This window comes from Delftia sp. PX-1 (assembly GCF_055797465.1).
Genome location: NZ_CP184763.1, coordinates 3,385,744 through 3,401,952, shown reverse-complemented (window position 1 = coordinate 3,401,952; position 16,209 = coordinate 3,385,744). Strand labels below are relative to the sequence as shown.

At 63.9% G+C, this 16,209-nt stretch carries 14 protein-coding genes; 8 read left to right on the top strand and 6 right to left on the bottom strand.

Going from position 1 to position 16,209, the window contains the following annotated elements:
* Window positions 1–59: 59 nt before the first annotated feature.
* Window positions 60–998, top strand: a complete 939-nt coding sequence (locus ACN20X_RS15675; protein ID WP_016452891.1) for a DMT family transporter — start codon at window positions 60–62, stop codon at window positions 996–998.
* A gap of 326 nt (window positions 999–1,324) precedes the next feature.
* Here ACN20X_RS15675 and ACN20X_RS15670 read toward each other — a convergent pair whose 3' ends face one another.
* A complete protein-coding gene (locus tag ACN20X_RS15670) occupies window positions 1,325–2,104 on the bottom strand; it encodes a hypothetical protein (protein WP_227468592.1) in 780 nt (259 codons plus the stop codon).
* Between the two features lie 417 nt (window positions 2,105–2,521).
* On the opposite strand from ACN20X_RS15670, the gene ACN20X_RS15665 reads away from it, so the two are divergent.
* From ACN20X_RS15665 to ACN20X_RS15650, 4 genes are all read left to right on the top strand, one after another.
* The gene (locus ACN20X_RS15665) at window positions 2,522–2,749 is read left to right on the top strand and encodes a hypothetical protein (RefSeq protein ID WP_151019911.1); all 228 of its coding nucleotides are present in this window, start codon (window positions 2,522–2,524) and stop codon (window positions 2,747–2,749) included.
* A 1,177-nt stretch (window positions 2,750–3,926) separates the two neighbouring features.
* Window positions 3,927–4,535, top strand: coding sequence for a peptidoglycan recognition protein family protein (locus tag ACN20X_RS15660; RefSeq protein ID WP_013802750.1), 609 nt, complete (start codon window positions 3,927–3,929; stop codon window positions 4,533–4,535).
* Between the two features lie 3 nt (window positions 4,536–4,538).
* Entirely contained in the window at window positions 4,539–5,006 is a 468-nt protein-coding gene (locus tag ACN20X_RS15655; protein WP_016452892.1) for a hypothetical protein, read from the top strand.
* Between the two features lie 296 nt (window positions 5,007–5,302).
* The gene (locus ACN20X_RS15650) at window positions 5,303–6,355 is read left to right on the top strand and encodes a tetratricopeptide repeat protein (protein ID WP_473209557.1); all 1,053 of its coding nucleotides are present in this window, start codon (window positions 5,303–5,305) and stop codon (window positions 6,353–6,355) included.
* Between the two features lie 58 nt (window positions 6,356–6,413).
* Here the strand turns inward: ACN20X_RS15650 and ACN20X_RS15645 are convergent, their stop codons facing one another.
* The 3 genes from ACN20X_RS15645 to ACN20X_RS15635 form a co-directional block, all read right to left on the bottom strand.
* Window positions 6,414–6,917 (bottom strand): flavodoxin family protein, encoded by a 504-nt coding sequence (locus ACN20X_RS15645; RefSeq protein WP_016452894.1) that lies wholly within the window; start codon window positions 6,915–6,917, stop codon window positions 6,414–6,416.
* 43 nt (window positions 6,918–6,960) lie between these two features.
* Window positions 6,961–9,294: a TonB-dependent receptor gene (locus ACN20X_RS15640; RefSeq protein WP_227469635.1), complete on the bottom strand. Its 2,334-nt coding sequence runs from the start codon at window positions 9,292–9,294 to the stop codon at window positions 6,961–6,963.
* Between the two features lie 192 nt (window positions 9,295–9,486).
* The gene (locus ACN20X_RS15635; protein ID WP_016452896.1) at window positions 9,487–10,821 is read right to left on the bottom strand and encodes a sigma-70 family RNA polymerase sigma factor; all 1,335 of its coding nucleotides are present in this window, start codon (window positions 10,819–10,821) and stop codon (window positions 9,487–9,489) included.
* Between the two features lie 32 nt (window positions 10,822–10,853).
* Here ACN20X_RS15635 and ACN20X_RS15630 point away from each other — a divergent pair, with 32 nt between their 5' ends.
* A complete protein-coding gene (locus tag ACN20X_RS15630; protein ID WP_250438517.1) occupies window positions 10,854–11,195 on the top strand; it encodes a hypothetical protein in 342 nt (113 codons plus the stop codon).
* A 16-nt stretch (window positions 11,196–11,211) separates the two neighbouring features.
* Here the strand turns inward: ACN20X_RS15630 and ACN20X_RS15625 are convergent, their stop codons facing one another.
* Window positions 11,212–12,111, bottom strand: a complete 900-nt coding sequence (locus tag ACN20X_RS15625) for a LysR family transcriptional regulator (RefSeq protein ID WP_016452898.1) — start codon at window positions 12,109–12,111, stop codon at window positions 11,212–11,214.
* Between the two features lie 201 nt (window positions 12,112–12,312).
* Between ACN20X_RS15625 and ACN20X_RS15620 the strand changes: the two genes are divergently transcribed.
* Window positions 12,313–12,924 (top strand): glutathione S-transferase family protein, encoded by a 612-nt coding sequence (locus ACN20X_RS15620; RefSeq protein WP_016452899.1) that lies wholly within the window; start codon window positions 12,313–12,315, stop codon window positions 12,922–12,924.
* A gap of 46 nt (window positions 12,925–12,970) precedes the next feature.
* A complete protein-coding gene (locus tag ACN20X_RS15615; RefSeq protein WP_473209556.1) occupies window positions 12,971–15,034 on the top strand; it encodes a 2Fe-2S iron-sulfur cluster-binding protein in 2,064 nt (687 codons plus the stop codon).
* A gap of 86 nt (window positions 15,035–15,120) precedes the next feature.
* Here ACN20X_RS15615 and ACN20X_RS15610 read toward each other — a convergent pair whose 3' ends face one another.
* Window positions 15,121–16,152, bottom strand: coding sequence for a P-loop nucleotide/nucleoside kinase family protein (locus ACN20X_RS15610; RefSeq protein ID WP_016452901.1), 1,032 nt, complete (start codon window positions 16,150–16,152; stop codon window positions 15,121–15,123).
* Between the last annotated feature and the right edge of the window lie 57 nt (window positions 16,153–16,209).

The window sequence follows — 16,209 nt, the reverse complement described above, 5'->3', positions numbered from 1 at the left end:
CAAGGTCCGCAAGATACGGCCATGCGCTCCATACCGAAGCGCGCCCAGGAATCGACACCATGTCCCACAACCCCAGCCTCACCTCTGCAACCTCAACCACACGGCCCCGAGCCAGCCAGGGCGGCACCTGGCGCATGCTGCTGGCCATGGCGCTGTCGGGCACCATCGGCCTGCTGGTCGTGGAAAGCGCGCTGCCGCCGCTGCTGGTCGTATTCGCCCGGTGCGTGCTGGGCGCACTGGGCCTGGGCCTGTGGCTGGCCTGGCGGCGCGAATGGGTCGCCCCTCAAGGCCGTGAATGGCTGTGGCTGGCTGGCGGCGGCATCGCCCTGGTGCTCAACTGGGTCGCCCTCTTCAGCGCCTACCACTACAGCTCCATCGCCGTGGCCACCGTGGTCTACCACGTGCAGCCCTTCATGTTGCTGGCTCTTTCGGCGCTGCAGGGCGAGCCCGTTGAACGCCGCAAGCTGCCCTGGCTGCTGCTGGCCCTGCTGGGGGTGGCGCTGAGCAGCGGCCTGGTCGGGCTGGATGGCATGGATGCATCGCATGCTGGAACAGGCGCCTGGATAGGCGTCGCCCTGGCCCTGCTGGCCGCCGCTCTCTACGCAGGCACCACGGTCGCCACGCGCCGCCTGGGCCACATGCCCTCGGCCCAGATCGCCATGCTGCAGATGCTGGCGGGCGGACTGGTGCTGAGCCTGTGGGCCCTGCCGCTGCTCACCCATATCGCCGCAACCAGCCCTCAATTGCTGTCAGCGCGCGCCGCCTCCATGGTGCTGACCCTGGGACTGGTCCATACGGCCTTCATGTACACGGTGATGTATGCCGCATTCCAGCGGCTGCCGGCGCCGGCCATTGCGGCACTGTCCTTCGTCTACCCCGCCATGGCCTTGCTGGTGGATCTGGTCTGGTTTGGCGCCGTGCCGTCGGCGGCGCAGTGGGTCGGGATGGGCTGCATTGTGGTGGCGGTGCTGGGGCACCGGCTCACGGGCCAGTCCTAACGGTCCAGCGCAAACAAGCCGAACGTAATCTGGTGCGAACGCCCAGGTTTTCCGGAGCAGGATCAGAATCGTTTTCGGCCTGATCGGAAAAACATGATCGACATCAAAACCCCAAAACCATCATCCTCGTCAAGAGAAATCCACTACCCCAATAGCGGATTCTCAAAATAGACGAGAGAGTTCAAATTTACCGTGCGGAATAGCATGCACCCTGCGAAATTCGTGCAATAGAGTAACTGCAGGATCAGAGACAAAGGTCTTTACCCCAAGACCCTGAAGTTACCACGGATTTTAAGGAAACCAGATCAACCGGAAACTGTCAATCATCAATTTTTCTTGATGATGTAGCTGGGGCTGGTAACAATGTTCGCATAAGGATCAATCCTCATGCAATTGGAGGATGAGGGGTTTGTGCTCAGAGTCGTCCATCCGGCAGGACCTGGCTCACAGGCCTCAAGCTGGTAACCCGAGGGCGCATTGCTGATGAAGGCATGTGTCGTGTTCAGAGCCCACGTGATACCGCCTACACTACTGTGCAGTGTGCACTTTCCGCCAACAGCTTTCTTGACCCAATGCCCCGGCGCAGGATTGGCTCCATTACACTCAGTTCTTGTCTGCAACGTATATCCGCCATCCAGCCACATATAGGCATGGTTTTGCAGCAACAACGGTGGCTGTCCATTTTCGTTGATGAAGTAGGCTACGATTTTATGCCTTTTCCCATCACGTTCGGCATATGGCACATCCAGAGTTCCACTGAAACCGTGCACACCGGAGTCTCCGCATATATTTCCTACCGCCTGCTCGCGTGGGATATTTGCATGCAAAGCACCTAGGAATTTATTATCTGCACTACCGCTCCAGAAGTGAACCCATCCGGAAACGCCAGGCGTTGCCGGATTACACGCCCATCCTTCTATGTGAGCGCCATCGGTATAGGTATTGGACGTGGAACCGATCCACCCTTCCGCCAATGCATTCGACGACAAGAAAGAAGCAAAAACTACCGCACAACCAACATATGCAATCTTCATTACGGAAATCTCCTCAAGTACAATAATTTTAAAACCACACCGACTTAATTTTATTTTTTCAACTCCTTTCATTTCATGCGCTCAGTATATTTTCCCATATACCATTCCCACTGAGTTTCAAAAATTATTTGGCACACTCACTTAAGACACCGAACAAGCATCATTGCTCTGTCGTATTTTTCTCAACTGCGTCGAGGCGACAAGCCTAACTCGGTATGAAGATTTTTGCAAACCCCCATTTTTTCCCTGGACAAACAGTTAGCAAGCCAATAATTATCCAACATGCAAAATAAGCACTCACTCACCACAATACAATCTATAGCCTTGACTGTGGGTGCCACAAGCACGAATGCAATGCAAGCCCCATTCACTCATCGTTTCCTTACCAAAGGCGAAGTGGGGGTATCGAGGGCGAATGGCACGACCATGCATCTCACGTCCCTCATGGAGATGGTCATGTTGAGGTCATGTTGACGAAAGAGATTCTCTATGAATACGATCGGTGCGATCGACGAAGAGATACAACATCTCACTTTCAGGCCAGCCAATGACATGGGCATCTGCCGCAAATATGGTGGTGCACTGCCTCAGTTCGCCGGGCACAACAATAGGACAACTGATTTCCCGGGGCGACGAGGTTATGGCAAGCGCCTTGTACCGTATGCACATTTCACCATGCCCTCCCACGTGCATCTCTTCATCTTGCTCTCCCGCTGAATGTGGCTCTACGCACGATCTCTACGCAGAGGGGCGGCACGGATACTTCGCGTGCCGGATCCGGTGCGTGCCCGATCCAGCCTGCCGCACTTTCCTTTATCTATCCGGCCATGATATTGCTGGTAGACCTGACCCGCTTCACCGTCGGGCCATGGGCCACGCAATGGGCCGGCATGGCCAGCACCATGGCAGCAGTGCTGGCGGCCGGCTGGTGGAAATAACTGAAAGCCGACACCCCAAGACTGCGTTGCGGGAACACCAGGACAATCTGAGCCAGCCATAGAAACCGTTGAAATCTCTGAACCTTCTTGGTGACCACCGGGTTCCAGGCAAAAGCCAATACTTATAAAGGCCCGTCCATGTTCTGCCTGAAGCGAAATCCCCCGTCTGAGGCCGCGTGCTGCGCGGCGCCGCCGCCCTTGCCTCTTGCTCGCCGCCATGATGCTGGACAAGCTGCCCCTTCTGCCCAGGATCGCTGCTTTAATGGCGCCCAATGGCTGCTGTCCGGACGTTCTGCGCGCTGGCTGATGGGTCTTCTTCAAACCTGTTAGCAAGACGACTGCAAAAGCTCAGGCCCGGATGCAACTTCCCGGCCTGCGAAAGCGTCCTTGACAGACTGGATATCAGGTACCGGCACCATATCCAGGACTGCACCTGCGGCTTGCAAGGCGAAATTTATCTAATACAACTAGACGTGAACCGACAATAGGTTGTTTGCAGATTTGAGCCTGGACATCAGGACGACGCCTCCGATGTCGCTGTGCAATCTCTGCCTGTTGTAGGTGCTGCCAGATAGAAAAGGCATTAGTCCACTCGGCTGAGTTCAGGTACGCCCAGCCATAGTCTCATTCGCGAAGCATCCACTGAATGAACTTCTCGACCTTGCCATTGGTCTGCTGCCGGCGCATCCAATTGCGGCGCTTTCATGGGTCACCGCGCAGGCCGGTGCACTTCGCTGCCGCTGGGCGTGACGGAATGCAGGACATTTCTGCGATTCATCAATCCTTCATGAACCCAAGTCAATTGTTTCAACATATTTCAATCAACAAAGTCTGTCGTACATTTCGAATTATTTCTATCTAATAAACCTGTATGCTGTGCCGGTTTTCCAGCCAGCCGCAACCAACCAGTCGGAATAAAGAGGGAGAAATAATTGGCCACTATCGAAAAAGGATTGATGGTAGACAAAAGCGTCGAAGTCAAGACCTATCCGTCCATAGAGCACGGCGCCTTGCTGTCCGTCACCTCCATCGTGCTGCACCGCACAGACTCGTCCACGGCAGCCAGCGTGCTCAATGCCTACAAGAGCGGCCAGAAGACAGGGGCGCACTTCCTGATCGAGAAGGACGGGAAGATCTACCAAACCGCCAGTCTGGAAAAGATCTGCTGGCATGTGGGAATTCTTCAGCCGCGCTGCGTCAACGAGAGCACCTGCGATCCCACGGAACTCAAGAACATCAATGCCCTGCTGCACCAAAAGGGCCTGAGCTTCAGCAAGCGGGCCAAGAATGTGTCATCGCACGAGAACACAAAGGCCTATCCGTTGCGTTATCCGGCCAACAGCGACTCCGTGGGCATCGAGGTGGTGGGCCGCTTCCTGCCATCGACCAAGGATTACGAGGCGCCCACCCAATCGCAGCTGTTCCAGACCAAATGGCTGACCCAGCAATTGGTGGACCACTACAAGCTCAAGCTGCTGTCCGATGTCTACTCCCACGGCGCCATTGCCCGCAAGGAAGCGACCGAAGGCGCCCAATTGCTGCGCTACATCTTCACGGGAGCCTGAGCCATGCCATCCAGCCAGCTTTTCAACAATCCCTCTCGCAGCCTGCGCATTGCCGCCTGGGCTGCCGTGATGCTGTGCCTGCATGCGCCGCTGCAGGCCTCATCTACATCCACATCCACGCCCACGCACAAACACGCGGCCAAGGCGGCGCCCATTTCCGTCATCGGCCCGGTCACCCGTTCCGTAGGCACGGGCGAGACCATGGGCTGCGAGAAAGTCAGCCTGGACGCCACCGACGTGGCCCGCTATTTCGCGACGGCAAAGCAAGTCTCGGCTGGCAGCTTCCACGAGGAATCCATCATCCTGCCCTGCAGTTTCAGCGGACGGCTGCTGCGCTCGGGCAAGGTCTATGAATGGAACATCAACGCCGCCGGCGCCGGCTACCTGCGCAGTGAAGATGGTGAACAGGACCTGCGCTACCTGTGCCGCAAGGCCTGCGAGAAGGCATTGCCGCAGTTGACGGGGCTTTGACCTGTTGTTCAGACATTGTCTGCACGGGCGTCTTATCGCTCCCATTGAGTGGTGCCCCATCCTCCTGTCAAACACAGCGGATACGATGGCGCCTCCCACAATATTCCCAACAGACCATGGAACGACTGATTTCCCAAGGAATGCATGCCCTCAGCCAGGGCGACCACGCGCGAATGCATGCGCTATGGTCTGGCACCACGGTTTTCAGCCATCTGGACAATGAAGCGATTGCCAGCCTCTTGGCCAGCATTCGGGCCACTGCCGAATCAGGCCAGGGTAGCGAATGGTCATGGCTGATGCTGTGCCTGGTGTATCTCGATTCCAGTGACCAATTCACCGAGGACCGCAGTGCGGCATTGCGCCAGGTCGGCGAATGGGCGCAGCGCGCACTGGCAATGTCACCAGGCAATGCCTATGGACACCGCTATTTGGGCAGTGCCCACTATTGGCTGGACGAACCCGAGCCCGCGCTGGCCGCCTACCGCAAGTCTCATGCCTTGCAGCCCCAGGCGGACTTGCAAGCCCGCATTTTCGAGATGGAGCATGCCGTGCCCTGGCGCAGCATCTTTTCCTATCCCGAGTTGGCTGATAGCCCGGCGGCACCCGACTACTACACGGCCGGCGTGACCGTGGGCAAGTGGAAGCGCCCCGACACGGATGCAGCAGCCCTGCAGGAAATCGAGCGCCTGCAGACCACACTCTACGAACGCTGTCTGGAGCGCTTCGCCAGCGCCGGCACGCCGGCAAACGGCCAGGAGGCCGCGCCCGCCGCGCTGGACATCCACACCTATGCCATGTGCTGCAACAACCTGGGCGTGCTGTACAACGCGCAGGAACAGTACGAGCAGGCGGCCGCCGTCCTCGAAGCCGGGCTGCAGCAGACCTGTTTCCGGGCCCTGCTGGAAAACCTGCGCCATGCCTATCGGCAACTGGGGAACCGCAAGCAAGCCACCGACCTGTCCCTGCTGCTGATGGAGGACTACGCGCTTGATACCGGCCTGTATCTGGACTGCGCGCAGACCGCATGCGCCTATCTCAACGAGACCAGCCACCACCAGGACGTCCTCGACATCGTGGCCGAAGCCGAGCGCCGCTATGCGCAGCTTTCGCCGCAGCAACAGCAAGCGCCATGGGAAGTTCGCAGCATGAGCTTCGTTCATGCGCACAAGGTCACCGCCCTCAGGGCCCTGGGCCAGCTCAAGGCCTCGCACCTTCAGCCTGAACTGGTCGAGATCGCCCTGCGCCACGATCCGGACGATGCCCAATTGCTCGGCATACGCGCCCACATGCAGGGAGCCCGGCAGCAGGTGGGTGGAAAAGGCAGATTCTGGTCGCGCCTGTTCGGCTGAGCCACACCGGGCGACCGGGCCACCAAGAAATGTAGGGCACCCAAGATGCTGGCAACCCTCAAAAGACCCCCAGCGCCAGCCCGGCCCCCATCGCCTCCCCCAACGCCCGGCACTGCTCCAGCTCAGCTGCGGCAATCTGCTTGGGCGCCAGGATGGCTTCGGTGGTCTGGGCGTGGGTGCAGATGATCAGGGGCTCGGCCACGGGCTTGAGGCGCCAGCCGGTGGCGATGCGGGCGATCTGGCGGGCCGCATTCTGGCCGTCGCTGCCGGCGCAGATGAGGCTGGCATAGGGCCGGCCATTGATGCGGTCCAGCGCCGCGTAGTAGCTGCGGTCGAAGAAGTCCTTGAGCTGGCCGCTGATGGCGGCCAGGTTTTCCGGGGTGGCGAAGAAGTAGCCGTCGGCGGACAGCACATCGTCCGGGCCGGCCTCGCAGGCGTGCAGCAGGCACACCTGCACGCCCTGGCCTTCGGCCGCTGCGCCGTCGCGCGCGGCCTCGGCCATCTGGCGGGTGCCGCCGGTCATGGAGTGGTAGACGATCAGCAGGGTCTTGCTTGCGTTCATGCCTCAAGCATAGAGCGCGGCCCGCCCAGCCACCGCGCCGACCTCAGAAATCCATCGATGCCGACACCACGAAGGTGCGCGGAATCATCGGCGAGACGGCGCCCCAGGACGTGACGCCGGCCCAGGCCTTGCGGTCGGCCACGTTCTGCACTGTGGCGCGCAGCGTGGTCTTGCGGCCCGCGATGCGGGTGGCATAGCGCAGGCCCAGGTCGGTGCGTGTCCAACCCGGGATGCGCAGGCGGTTGGCCTGGTCCACGAACTGGGCGCCGGTGTAGGCCAGGTCGCCGACCAGGGTCAAGCCTTCCGCGGCGGGCACATCCCATTCCACGCCCAGGTTGGCCAGCAGGCGCGAAGTGCCGATGGGCCGGTTGCCCACCAGCGCAGGCGTGGCCGAGCGCGTGATCTCGGGCTTGAGCCACGTCACGCCACCGAGCAGGCGCAGGCCGCGTGCGGCCTCGCCGTAGGCATACAGCTCCATGCCCAGGTTGCGCTGCTCGCCGTTGGTCTTGTAGACGCCCTGGTCCAGGCCACCGCTGGGTTTTTCAATGCTGAACAGGGCGGCCGTGGCCATGAAGCTGCCGAAGTCGTACTTGCTGCCCACTTCGTACTGGCGGCTCTTGTAGGGGCGCAGCACCTCGCCGTAGTTGCTGGCGGCGGGCGGGGCGATGTCGCCCTTGCTCAGGCCTTCGATGTAGTTGGCGTAGAGGCTCCAGTTGGGCGCCTGGCGCCAGACCACGCCCACGGCGGGCGTGGTCACGCTCTCGTCGTAGACATTGGCGGTGCCGCCTGTGAGCACGTTGTAGTTGGTGGACTTGATGGCCTGGTGGCGCAGGCCCAGCGACAGTTGCAGCCTGTCCTGCAGCAGCGAGAGCGTGTCCACCAGGGCCAGGCTGGTGTTGCGGTTGTCATGAATGCGCGGAATGGCCGAAGGCCGCGCAATGCTTTGCGGCGCATGGGCAACAGGCGCATAGATGTTGGACGCCACCGCCGAGCCCGCCTGCAGCGCACGGTGGAAATCCTCGCGGTAGCTGGCCAGCTGCAGCGTGACCGAATGCTTGACACCGGCCAGCGCAAAGCGCGAGCGCAGGCCCGCGTCGATGGTGCTGCGGTCCACGTCGAACACCGCATAGGTGGGCGTGATGCTGGTGGCACCCGCCGCACTGGTCAGGCGCGGGGCGGAGTCATAGATGCGGTCCACATTGGCGCGCGACTGGCCGATGTTGGCGAACAGCGTGAGCTGCTGCGTGAGGTCCAGCTCGGTGCGCAGCAGCACGGCGCGCTCGCGATTCCTGGACCATTCCCAGGGCTGGGTCACGTTGAGTGTGCCGTCGGGCGCAGCAGGCATGGAGGAGAGCCCCGTGGGCATGATGGGCCGGCCCACGCCGTCGATGCGCTCGTCCTGCGAGAGCAGGTCCAACGTGGCGCGGAAGCGCTCCACCTCGTAGTCCAGCGCCACGGCCAGCACATGGCCGTCGGTGCTTTGATGGTCCATGGACGTATCGCCGCCGTACTTGCTGGCGTTCACACGGATGCCGTACTGGGCCTCGTCGCCAAAGCGCCGGCCCACGTCGGCATGGGCACGCCATAGGCTGTCCGAAGTCCAGCCCGTGGCCAGCCGCGCCACATCTTCATTGGCGCGCTTGGGAGCGATGTTGATCACGCCGCCCACCGAGCCGTTGGGCGACATGCCGAACAGCAGCGCGCCCGGCCCCTTGACCACCTCGATGCGGTCCACGTATTCGGTGCGCACGCGGTAGTTGGGGGCAATGCCGTAGATGCCGTCAAAGGCGATCTCGCCCGAGTTGCCCTCCCAGATCGGAAAGCCCCGGATATAGAGGTTGTCCACGTTGCCGCCCGGCAGCACGGTGTAGCGCACGGAAGGGTCGCGGTTCACCGCCTCGGCAATGGTGCCGGCCTGCTGGTTGCGCACGGCCTCGGACGTGTAGCTGGTGGTGCTGAACGGCGCCTGCATGTTGCCGGTATTGCCCAGCACGCCCAGGCGCACGCCCTTGGCCACCTGCCCGCCGGCGTAGGGTGCGGGCAGCAGGCTCACATACTGGTCACCGGCCGTCACGGTGATCTCGGACAGGCGGTGCGCATTCTCAGGCGCGTTGGCCGCAGCGGGAAGCAGCGTCAGCGTGCCGCCCTCGATGCGGCCCTGCAGGCCGCTGCCCTGCAGCAATGCCGCCAGGCCCTGGCGCACATCGTGGCTGCCGTTGAGCGCCGGGGCCTGCCGGCCCTGCACCAGTTCGGAGGAGTAGGTGAGCTGCAGCCCCGCCTGGCGCGCAAACTGGCTCAGCGCCTGGGCCAGCGGCTGGGCCGGCACGTCGAAGGACACCGATTGCGCGGCGGCCAACTGCAGTTGCAGGCCCAGCACCAGGCCTGCACATGCATGAAAAACCGCTGTGCGGCGGAGGCGGAGGCGGAGGCGGAATCGGAATCGGGAGGACTTGGGAGCGGACATAAGGACTTTCTGGAAGACAGGCTCATTGCGAATCGCCGGCACAGGCAGGACGCCCGGCCTTTCATATGCAAATACGAGTCACTCCCAAAAACCCTGAAAAAAACTTCACGGCTCCGCGCGCCCGCCGCGCCGCGCAATCCGCAGCCCGCCGTCGTCCAGCACGCTGACCTGCACCGGCGCGAACTGCGGCAGCCCGCGCAGCCAGCGCTCGGTCTGGGCAATGCGCACATGGCCGCTGATGGCCAGTTGCGCCGCGCCCTCCTCCACCACCAGGCGGCGCCGCGTGTAGCGGCCCAGACGGTGCACGACGCGGCCCAGCGGTTCCTGCTCGAAGACCAGCTCGCCCTCGCGCCAGGCCGCGGGCCGTTGCTGGAGCTGCGGCTGCCAGGCAGCGCCATCGGCATCTCCCGCACCGCCGTCCAGGGGAATGCGCAGCGACTGGCTGTCCTGCAGCAACTGGCTGCGCCCGGTGGCCGCATGCTCCACCCGCACCTGGCCCGACTCCACCTGCACGCGCACCGCATCGGGCTCCAGTTCCACACCAAAGCGCGTGCCCAGCACGGTCACGCGCAGGGGGCCGGCCTCCACCACAAAGGGCCGTGCCGCATCGCGGGCCACGGCAAAGAAGGCAGCGCCTTCCAGCAGCTGTGCCTGTCGCAGGTCGGCACGGTAGGTCAGCGCCACGCGGCTGGCGGCATCCACGCGCAGCACGCTGCCATCGGGCAGCTCCAGGCTGCGCTGCACGCCCGTGGCGCTGGCCAGTTCACCTTGCCACAGCACGCGGCGGCTCCACATCTGCCAGGCGGGCCAGGCCGCGCAGGCCATGCCGGCCACGCCCAGCAGTGCGCCAAGGGCACGCCGCCGCCGCTTTCTGGAAGAGGCCTGCAAGCCCGCATCCACCCCGCCGCGCCAGCGCAGCAAGGCGGCTTCCAGGCAGGCATCGGCCTGCATCAGGTCACGCTCCACGGTGTTCAGGGAGACCTGCAGGCGCCGGGCGATGTCGGCCTGCCGCTCGCCATGCAGGCGGTGGGCCAGCAAGGCGGCCTGCATGCGCTCGGGCAGGTCTGCAATCGTGCGCTCCACCACAGCCAGTGCCTGCCGGTACATGGCTCGGTCGGCCACATCGCCTTCGGCCTCGGGCTGCAATTGCGCCCAGTCGTCCATGCAGCGCTGCTGCGCACCGCGCTGGCGCAGCCTGTCTATCGCCAGATGCTTGGCCGTGGCAAACAGGTAGGCCCGCGCGGCTTCGAGCGTGGGCGAGCTGCCATCGGGCAGCTGCGGCGGCGCATCGGCCAGGCGCAGCCAGGTTTCCTGGGCCAGCTCCTGCGCCTCATCACGGCTGCCGGTCTTGCCGGCCAGATAGGACACCAATTGCTGCTGGCAGGCACAGAAAAGCTGGTGCCAGCGCGCAGCGGTCCAGGAAGCGGAAGGGGTGGGCATGGCCGGGGGGAGGTGATGAATCGATAACGAGAATGACTATCATTCTAGTTTTGTTTGATCCAGGCAGGCCCGGCGGACTGGCCATCGAAGGCAAACTGTCCACCCATCAACATCCGGACCACATGCCCATGATCTTCCTGGCGATCACATCTACCGGCTTGGCACAGGCACTTCTCGCCGCCACCGAAAATGACTCCGTCTGGTGCGGCAGCGATGCGATTTCCGAGGCCGACTACGCCGCCCGACAATGGCCCAACCTCAGCCGCTTTGCCTACTCGCTGGAGGACCGCGTTTTGATCGACGATGCCGTGTCCACCATTGAGGAGCACCATCCGGGGCAGACGATCTGGGTCGAGGCCACGGCCGTGCGGTAGCGAAGTCTCGGCCCCGCTACCACTTCAACGCCGCCACCCGCAGCGCATCCACCGCCATATCGATGAACGCCCGCACGCGGTGTGCGGCGTGCCGTCCTTCCCTGTGCACTACATGAATCGGTAGCGGCGGCCGCTCGAAGGGCTCCAGCACCAGGCGCAGTGCGCCGTCCTGCACGGGTTTGGCGATCTGGTAGAGCGGCAGGCGCGTGATGCCTTGCCCGGCCAGGGCGCAGTCTGCCGCAGCCTCGTTGGTCATGGACATGAGGCGCGGCTGCAGGCGCACGGCCAGGGCCTTGTCGCCTTCGAGAAACCGCCATTCGGGCGTGGAGGTGAGGCCGGATGCGGTGATGGTGGTGTGCTGCGCAAGCTCCTCGGGCCGCTGGGGCACGCCGTGGCTGGCCAGGTATGCGGGCGAGGCGCATAGCACCTGTCGCACGCTGCCCACGCGGATGGCCTGCAGCGAGGAATCGGGCAGATCGCCGATGCGCACGGCCACGTCCACGCCCTCGTCCACCAGGCTGACCACGCGGTCCACAAACCAGCAGTTGACGTCCACCTCGGGAAACCGGCCCAGGTAGTCGTGCACCACGGGCAGCACGTGCATGCGCCCGAAGTTGACCGGCGCCGTGAGCGTGAGCCGGCCGCGCGGTGCGGCGTGGGCGCTGGCGACATGCTCGTCGGCCTCCTCCAGCTCGGCCAGGATGCGGCGGCAGCTGTCGGCGTAGGCGGTGCCGGCCTCGGTCACGCGCACGAAGCGCGTGGTGCGCGTGAGCAAGCGCACGCCCAGGCGCTCCTCCAGGTCGGAAACCGCGCGCGTCACCACCGAGGGCGAGACCTTGAGCCGACGTGCGGCCGAGGCGAAGCCGCCCGTGTCCACCACCGCGAGAAATGCCGTCATGGACTGGAAGCGATCCATCTGTGCCTGCCTTGTCTGTGTCGTATGTCTGCCCGGCTGCGAGCGGCCCGCGCAGGACTGCCCAGGTTTGTGCCGGCGCTTTGTTCGCGTTCCCGCAAGAGTGACTTGCCGTCGCCGGGGATTCTAAAGATGCGGACGGAGAAGGAGGATACGTCCCGTGGCGCCGACAACCGGCGCCTTCACCACCCCCAAGGAACCGCAATGAAGCTCTACCACTTTCCCCTGTCCGGCCACGCCCATCGCGCCCGCCTCTTCCTCGGCCTGCTGGGCGTGGAGCATGAGTTGGTCCACGTGGATCTGGCCAACGGCGCGCAGAAGAAGCCCGAGTTCCTGGCGCTGAACCCGCTGGGCCAGGTGCCGGTGCTGGATGACAACGGTACGGTGATTGCCGACTCCAACGCCATCCTGGTCTACCTGGCGCGCAAGCTGGACCGCCAGGACTGGATGCCCCTGGGCGCCCGGGCCGAGGCCGAGATCCAGAAATGGCTGAGCATCGCCGCCGGCCCCATTGCCTTCGGCCCGGCGGCGGCCCGGCTGGTCACGGTGTTCAAGGCCTCCTTCCAGGCCGAGGAAGTGATAGCCCGCGCCCACGCCATCCTCGGCAAGATCGAGGCGCAATTGACCACTCGCCCCTTTCTCACCGGCAGCGCGCCCACGATTGCCGACGTGGCCCTGTACAGCTACATCGCCAGCGCGCCCGAGGGCAATGTGGACCTGCAACCCTACCGCGAGGTGCGCGCCTGGCTGGGCCGCATCGAGGCGCTGCCGGGCTTCGTGGCATTCGCCCAGACACCGGCCGGCCTGAGGGCCTGAGTGCCTGAGCCACACCTCCCCTGAAACCGCGGCAAAGGAGCGCACCATGCACCCGCAACCCCTGCAAAACCCCGCCTCGCCCTGGCATGCGGGCGAACTGGCGATCCAGCAAAGCGTTGGCGTCGTGGGCCGCATGGACATGCCGGGCCGCAAGTTCCTGCGCCCCTTCCTGCTGGACCAGCACCGCGAGTTCTACCCGCTGCTGCATTTCGTGGTGCTGGGCAGCGTGGATGCGCAAGGCGACGCCTGGGCCACGGTACGGGCCGGCGAGCCGGGCTTCCTGCACTCTCCCGATCCATCGACCCTGCATGTGGCGGCGGGCCGTGATGCGGCCGACCCGGCCGAGCCGGGCCTGGCCGATGGCCATGCCGTGGGCCTGCTGGGCATGGACCCCATGACGCGCCGGCGCAACCGGCTCAACGGCACCGTGCGGCGCAAGACAGGCGTTGATGGGGCGGGCGTCTTCGACATCAGCGTGGTCCAGAGTTTCGGCAACTGCCCGCGCTATATCCAGAACCGCAGCGTCCGGTTTGTCCGGCCTGCCGGGGAGCCTACGCAGGTGCCGGCGGTCGAACTGGCATCGCTGGACCCGCGCGCACAGGCCCTGATTACGCAGGCGGATACGTTCTACGTGGCGTCCTACGTTGATGGGGAGGATGGCCTGCGCCAGGTCGATGTCTCCCACCGTGGCGGCAAGCCGGGCTTTGTGCGGATCGACGCCGATGGAACGCTGACCATCCCCGACTTCTCGGGCAACCTGTTCTTCATGACCCTGGGCAACTTCCTGGTCAATCCCAAGGCGGGCCTGCTGTTCATCGACTCCGAAACCGGGGAAATGCTGCAGATGACGGGCGAGGCCAGCGTCATCCTTGACTCCCCGGAAATCGCCGCCTTCGAGGGCGCCGAGCGCCTGTGGACCTTCAAGCCCCGCCGCATCGTGCGCCGGCCCGACGCCCTGCCGCTGCGCTGGAGCATGGCGGCCGACGGCTGGTCGCCCCACCTGCAGATGACCGGAAGCTGGGCCGATGCCAGCCAGCGCCTGGCCGCCGCGCGGCTGGGGCGGCAGTGGCGACCGTTCCGGGTGGCGCAGGCCGTGGATGAGAGTTCCACCATCCGCTCGCTCTACCTGGAGCCGGCCGATGGCATGGCCACGGTGGGCCAGCACCTGCCGCTGCGCCTCACGCTGGCGGACGGCAGCCATCTGCAGCGCACCTATACGCTGTCGCTGGCGCCTTCGGACGGGCGCTTGCGCATCAGCGTCAAGAGGCAAGGCCGCGCATCCAGCCATCTGCATGGCCTGAAGCCCGGTGATCTGGTCGAGGCCCGCCCGCCCGCTGGAAGCTTCACCGCCGATGCGGCCCTGCGCCGCCCCGCCGTGCTGCTGGCCGCGGGCATAGGCATCACGCCCTTGCTGGCCATGCTGCGCCACATCGTCCACGAAGGCCGGCGCACCCGCAGCCTGCGGCCCACCTGGCTGTTCCAGGCGGCTCGCACGCGCAGCGAACGGGCCTTTGACACGGAGATTGCCGAACTGGTGAAGGCCGGCAATGCCGAGGTGCACTGGGTGCGAACGCTCAGCCAGCCCGGCACGGCAAAGGCCGGCCGCGACTACGACCATGAGGGCCACATCGACATGGCCCTGCTGAAAGCCACCCTGCCCTGGGACGACTACGACTTCTACCTCTGCGGCCCGGACGCCTTCATGCAGGCCACCTATGACGGCCTGCGCGAACGCAACGTGCCCGACGAGCGCATCCACGCAGAAGCCTTCGGTCCCTCGGCCCTGAAGCGCTCCATGGCCGGTGCACCCCCCGCCGCCGAACTGCCGGCACCCGCCACACAGCCTGTCCGCATCATCTTTGCCGACTCGGCCAAGGAAGCGCGCTGGAAGCCCGGCGACGGCAGCCTGCTCGAAGTGGCCGAGGCCCGGGGGCTGGAGCCCGCCTTCGGCTGCCGGGGCGGCAGCTGCGGCGACTGCCGCACGCGTGTGCTGCAGGGCGGGGTGACCTATGCCTCGCCACCCTCCTTCGCCGTGCCAGCAGGCGAGGCCCTGATCTGCTGCGCCGTGCCTGCGCAGGGGACGGGGGAGGCTTTGCATCTGGCGTTGTGAGGAGCCTGTCTCTGCGCGCTTTCCACATCAGGACATACCGACGGCAAAAGGCACATCAGCGATTGCTGCCCAATGCCTCGCTGCATCTAGCTTTCTATCTGGACGAGTATCGATTCATCAAGCTCTATGACTTCAAACAGGCCCTGACCCCGCTCATAGACCTCCCCTGACAGGAACCGAACCACTTTCTGGCCGATGTGCATGCACATCTCCACGACAAAGCCATCTGCATCCCGGCGCATGTCTTTTATCCGCACAAGGCCCAAGGGCAACTCAGCCAGCAGTCGGTCACGGTAACCAATGGATGCAGGCACGCCGGGACCCGACTCAGACGCCTCTGGAGTCACAAGGTACAGGCCGTGAAACCCGCTGCCATCGTCGATACGGGAAAGCATTGACCAGACACGTCCGTCCACCAGTTGAATCCAAATCTCGATGAACTGGAGATAGGGCACCTGCGGATGGCTCCAGACTGCTTCGCCAGGTACCCAGCGCTGCCGACCTGATTCATCCATATCCCAGCGGCCGCCTTCGGCCAACGCCATCTCGCAAGCTCGCCAGCCCACAATCATCTGCTGGTCGAGATCCTGAAGGGACGGGAACTGGCGCTGCCCCATGGGCTGGATGGAGCTCCCGGGGGCCGGCTCGGTGTCGTCGATATGGACTACCGCGAACCCTTCCTGCTCACTCGGCGGCTCGAACATGGCAAACACGCTGCGAATGGCCTGCTCCGGCACTTGGTGATCGGCCCGCCGCTGCGCGTTTCTCTGCAAGGACGTCTGCAAATCGGCTTTGAGCCAAATACAGACTACGGGCACGCCATGTGATCTGGCGATCTGAATGGCACGCTCACGATGCACCGTCTTCGGAAGGGCGGCATCAAAGAACACCGCATCACCACCCAACGCTGCGGCGTTCTGTTGAATCCAGCTGCTCTTGCCTGCAGCTTGCACCCCCACCACCACATAGAGCTTGGTCGCGGGCGAGCCGGCAGACAGTGCTTTGTCCAAGTCCCGGTACGCCAACTCCCATGCGGCAGCACTGCGTTCCGGGGTGAACAGGCGACCTTGTTCGGTTTCCAAATAGTGGTCTGGATTGATGTGCTTTGTGGTTTCCATGAATGACCAAGGCTTTATGGAGGAGCAATGTAACTGTGCGCCGCACCACACGGACAC

Excerpts from the sequence above, each read along its gene's own strand:
- ACN20X_RS15675 (WP_016452891.1), top strand. The coding sequence starts at position 60 with ATGTCCCACAACCCCAGCCTCACCTCTGCAACCTCAACCACACGGCCC.
- ACN20X_RS15670 (WP_227468592.1), bottom strand. The coding sequence starts at position 2,104 with ATGAAAGGAGTTGAAAAAATAAAATTAAGTCGGTGTGGTTTTAAAATT.
- ACN20X_RS15665 (WP_151019911.1), top strand. The coding sequence starts at position 2,522 with ATGAATACGATCGGTGCGATCGACGAAGAGATACAACATCTCACTTTC.
- ACN20X_RS15660 (WP_013802750.1), top strand. The coding sequence starts at position 3,927 with ATGGTAGACAAAAGCGTCGAAGTCAAGACCTATCCGTCCATAGAGCAC.
- ACN20X_RS15655 (WP_016452892.1), top strand. The coding sequence starts at position 4,539 with ATGCCATCCAGCCAGCTTTTCAACAATCCCTCTCGCAGCCTGCGCATT.
- ACN20X_RS15650 (WP_473209557.1), top strand. The coding sequence starts at position 5,303 with ATGCTGTGCCTGGTGTATCTCGATTCCAGTGACCAATTCACCGAGGAC.
- ACN20X_RS15645 (WP_016452894.1), bottom strand. The coding sequence starts at position 6,917 with ATGAACGCAAGCAAGACCCTGCTGATCGTCTACCACTCCATGACCGGC.
- ACN20X_RS15635 (WP_016452896.1), bottom strand. The coding sequence starts at position 10,821 with ATGCCCACCCCTTCCGCTTCCTGGACCGCTGCGCGCTGGCACCAGCTT.
- ACN20X_RS15630 (WP_250438517.1), top strand. The coding sequence starts at position 10,854 with ATGACTATCATTCTAGTTTTGTTTGATCCAGGCAGGCCCGGCGGACTG.
- ACN20X_RS15625 (WP_016452898.1), bottom strand. The coding sequence starts at position 12,111 with ATGGATCGCTTCCAGTCCATGACGGCATTTCTCGCGGTGGTGGACACG.
- ACN20X_RS15620 (WP_016452899.1), top strand. The coding sequence starts at position 12,313 with ATGAAGCTCTACCACTTTCCCCTGTCCGGCCACGCCCATCGCGCCCGC.
- ACN20X_RS15615 (WP_473209556.1), top strand. The coding sequence starts at position 12,971 with ATGCACCCGCAACCCCTGCAAAACCCCGCCTCGCCCTGGCATGCGGGC.
- ACN20X_RS15610 (WP_016452901.1), bottom strand. The coding sequence starts at position 16,152 with ATGGAAACCACAAAGCACATCAATCCAGACCACTATTTGGAAACCGAA.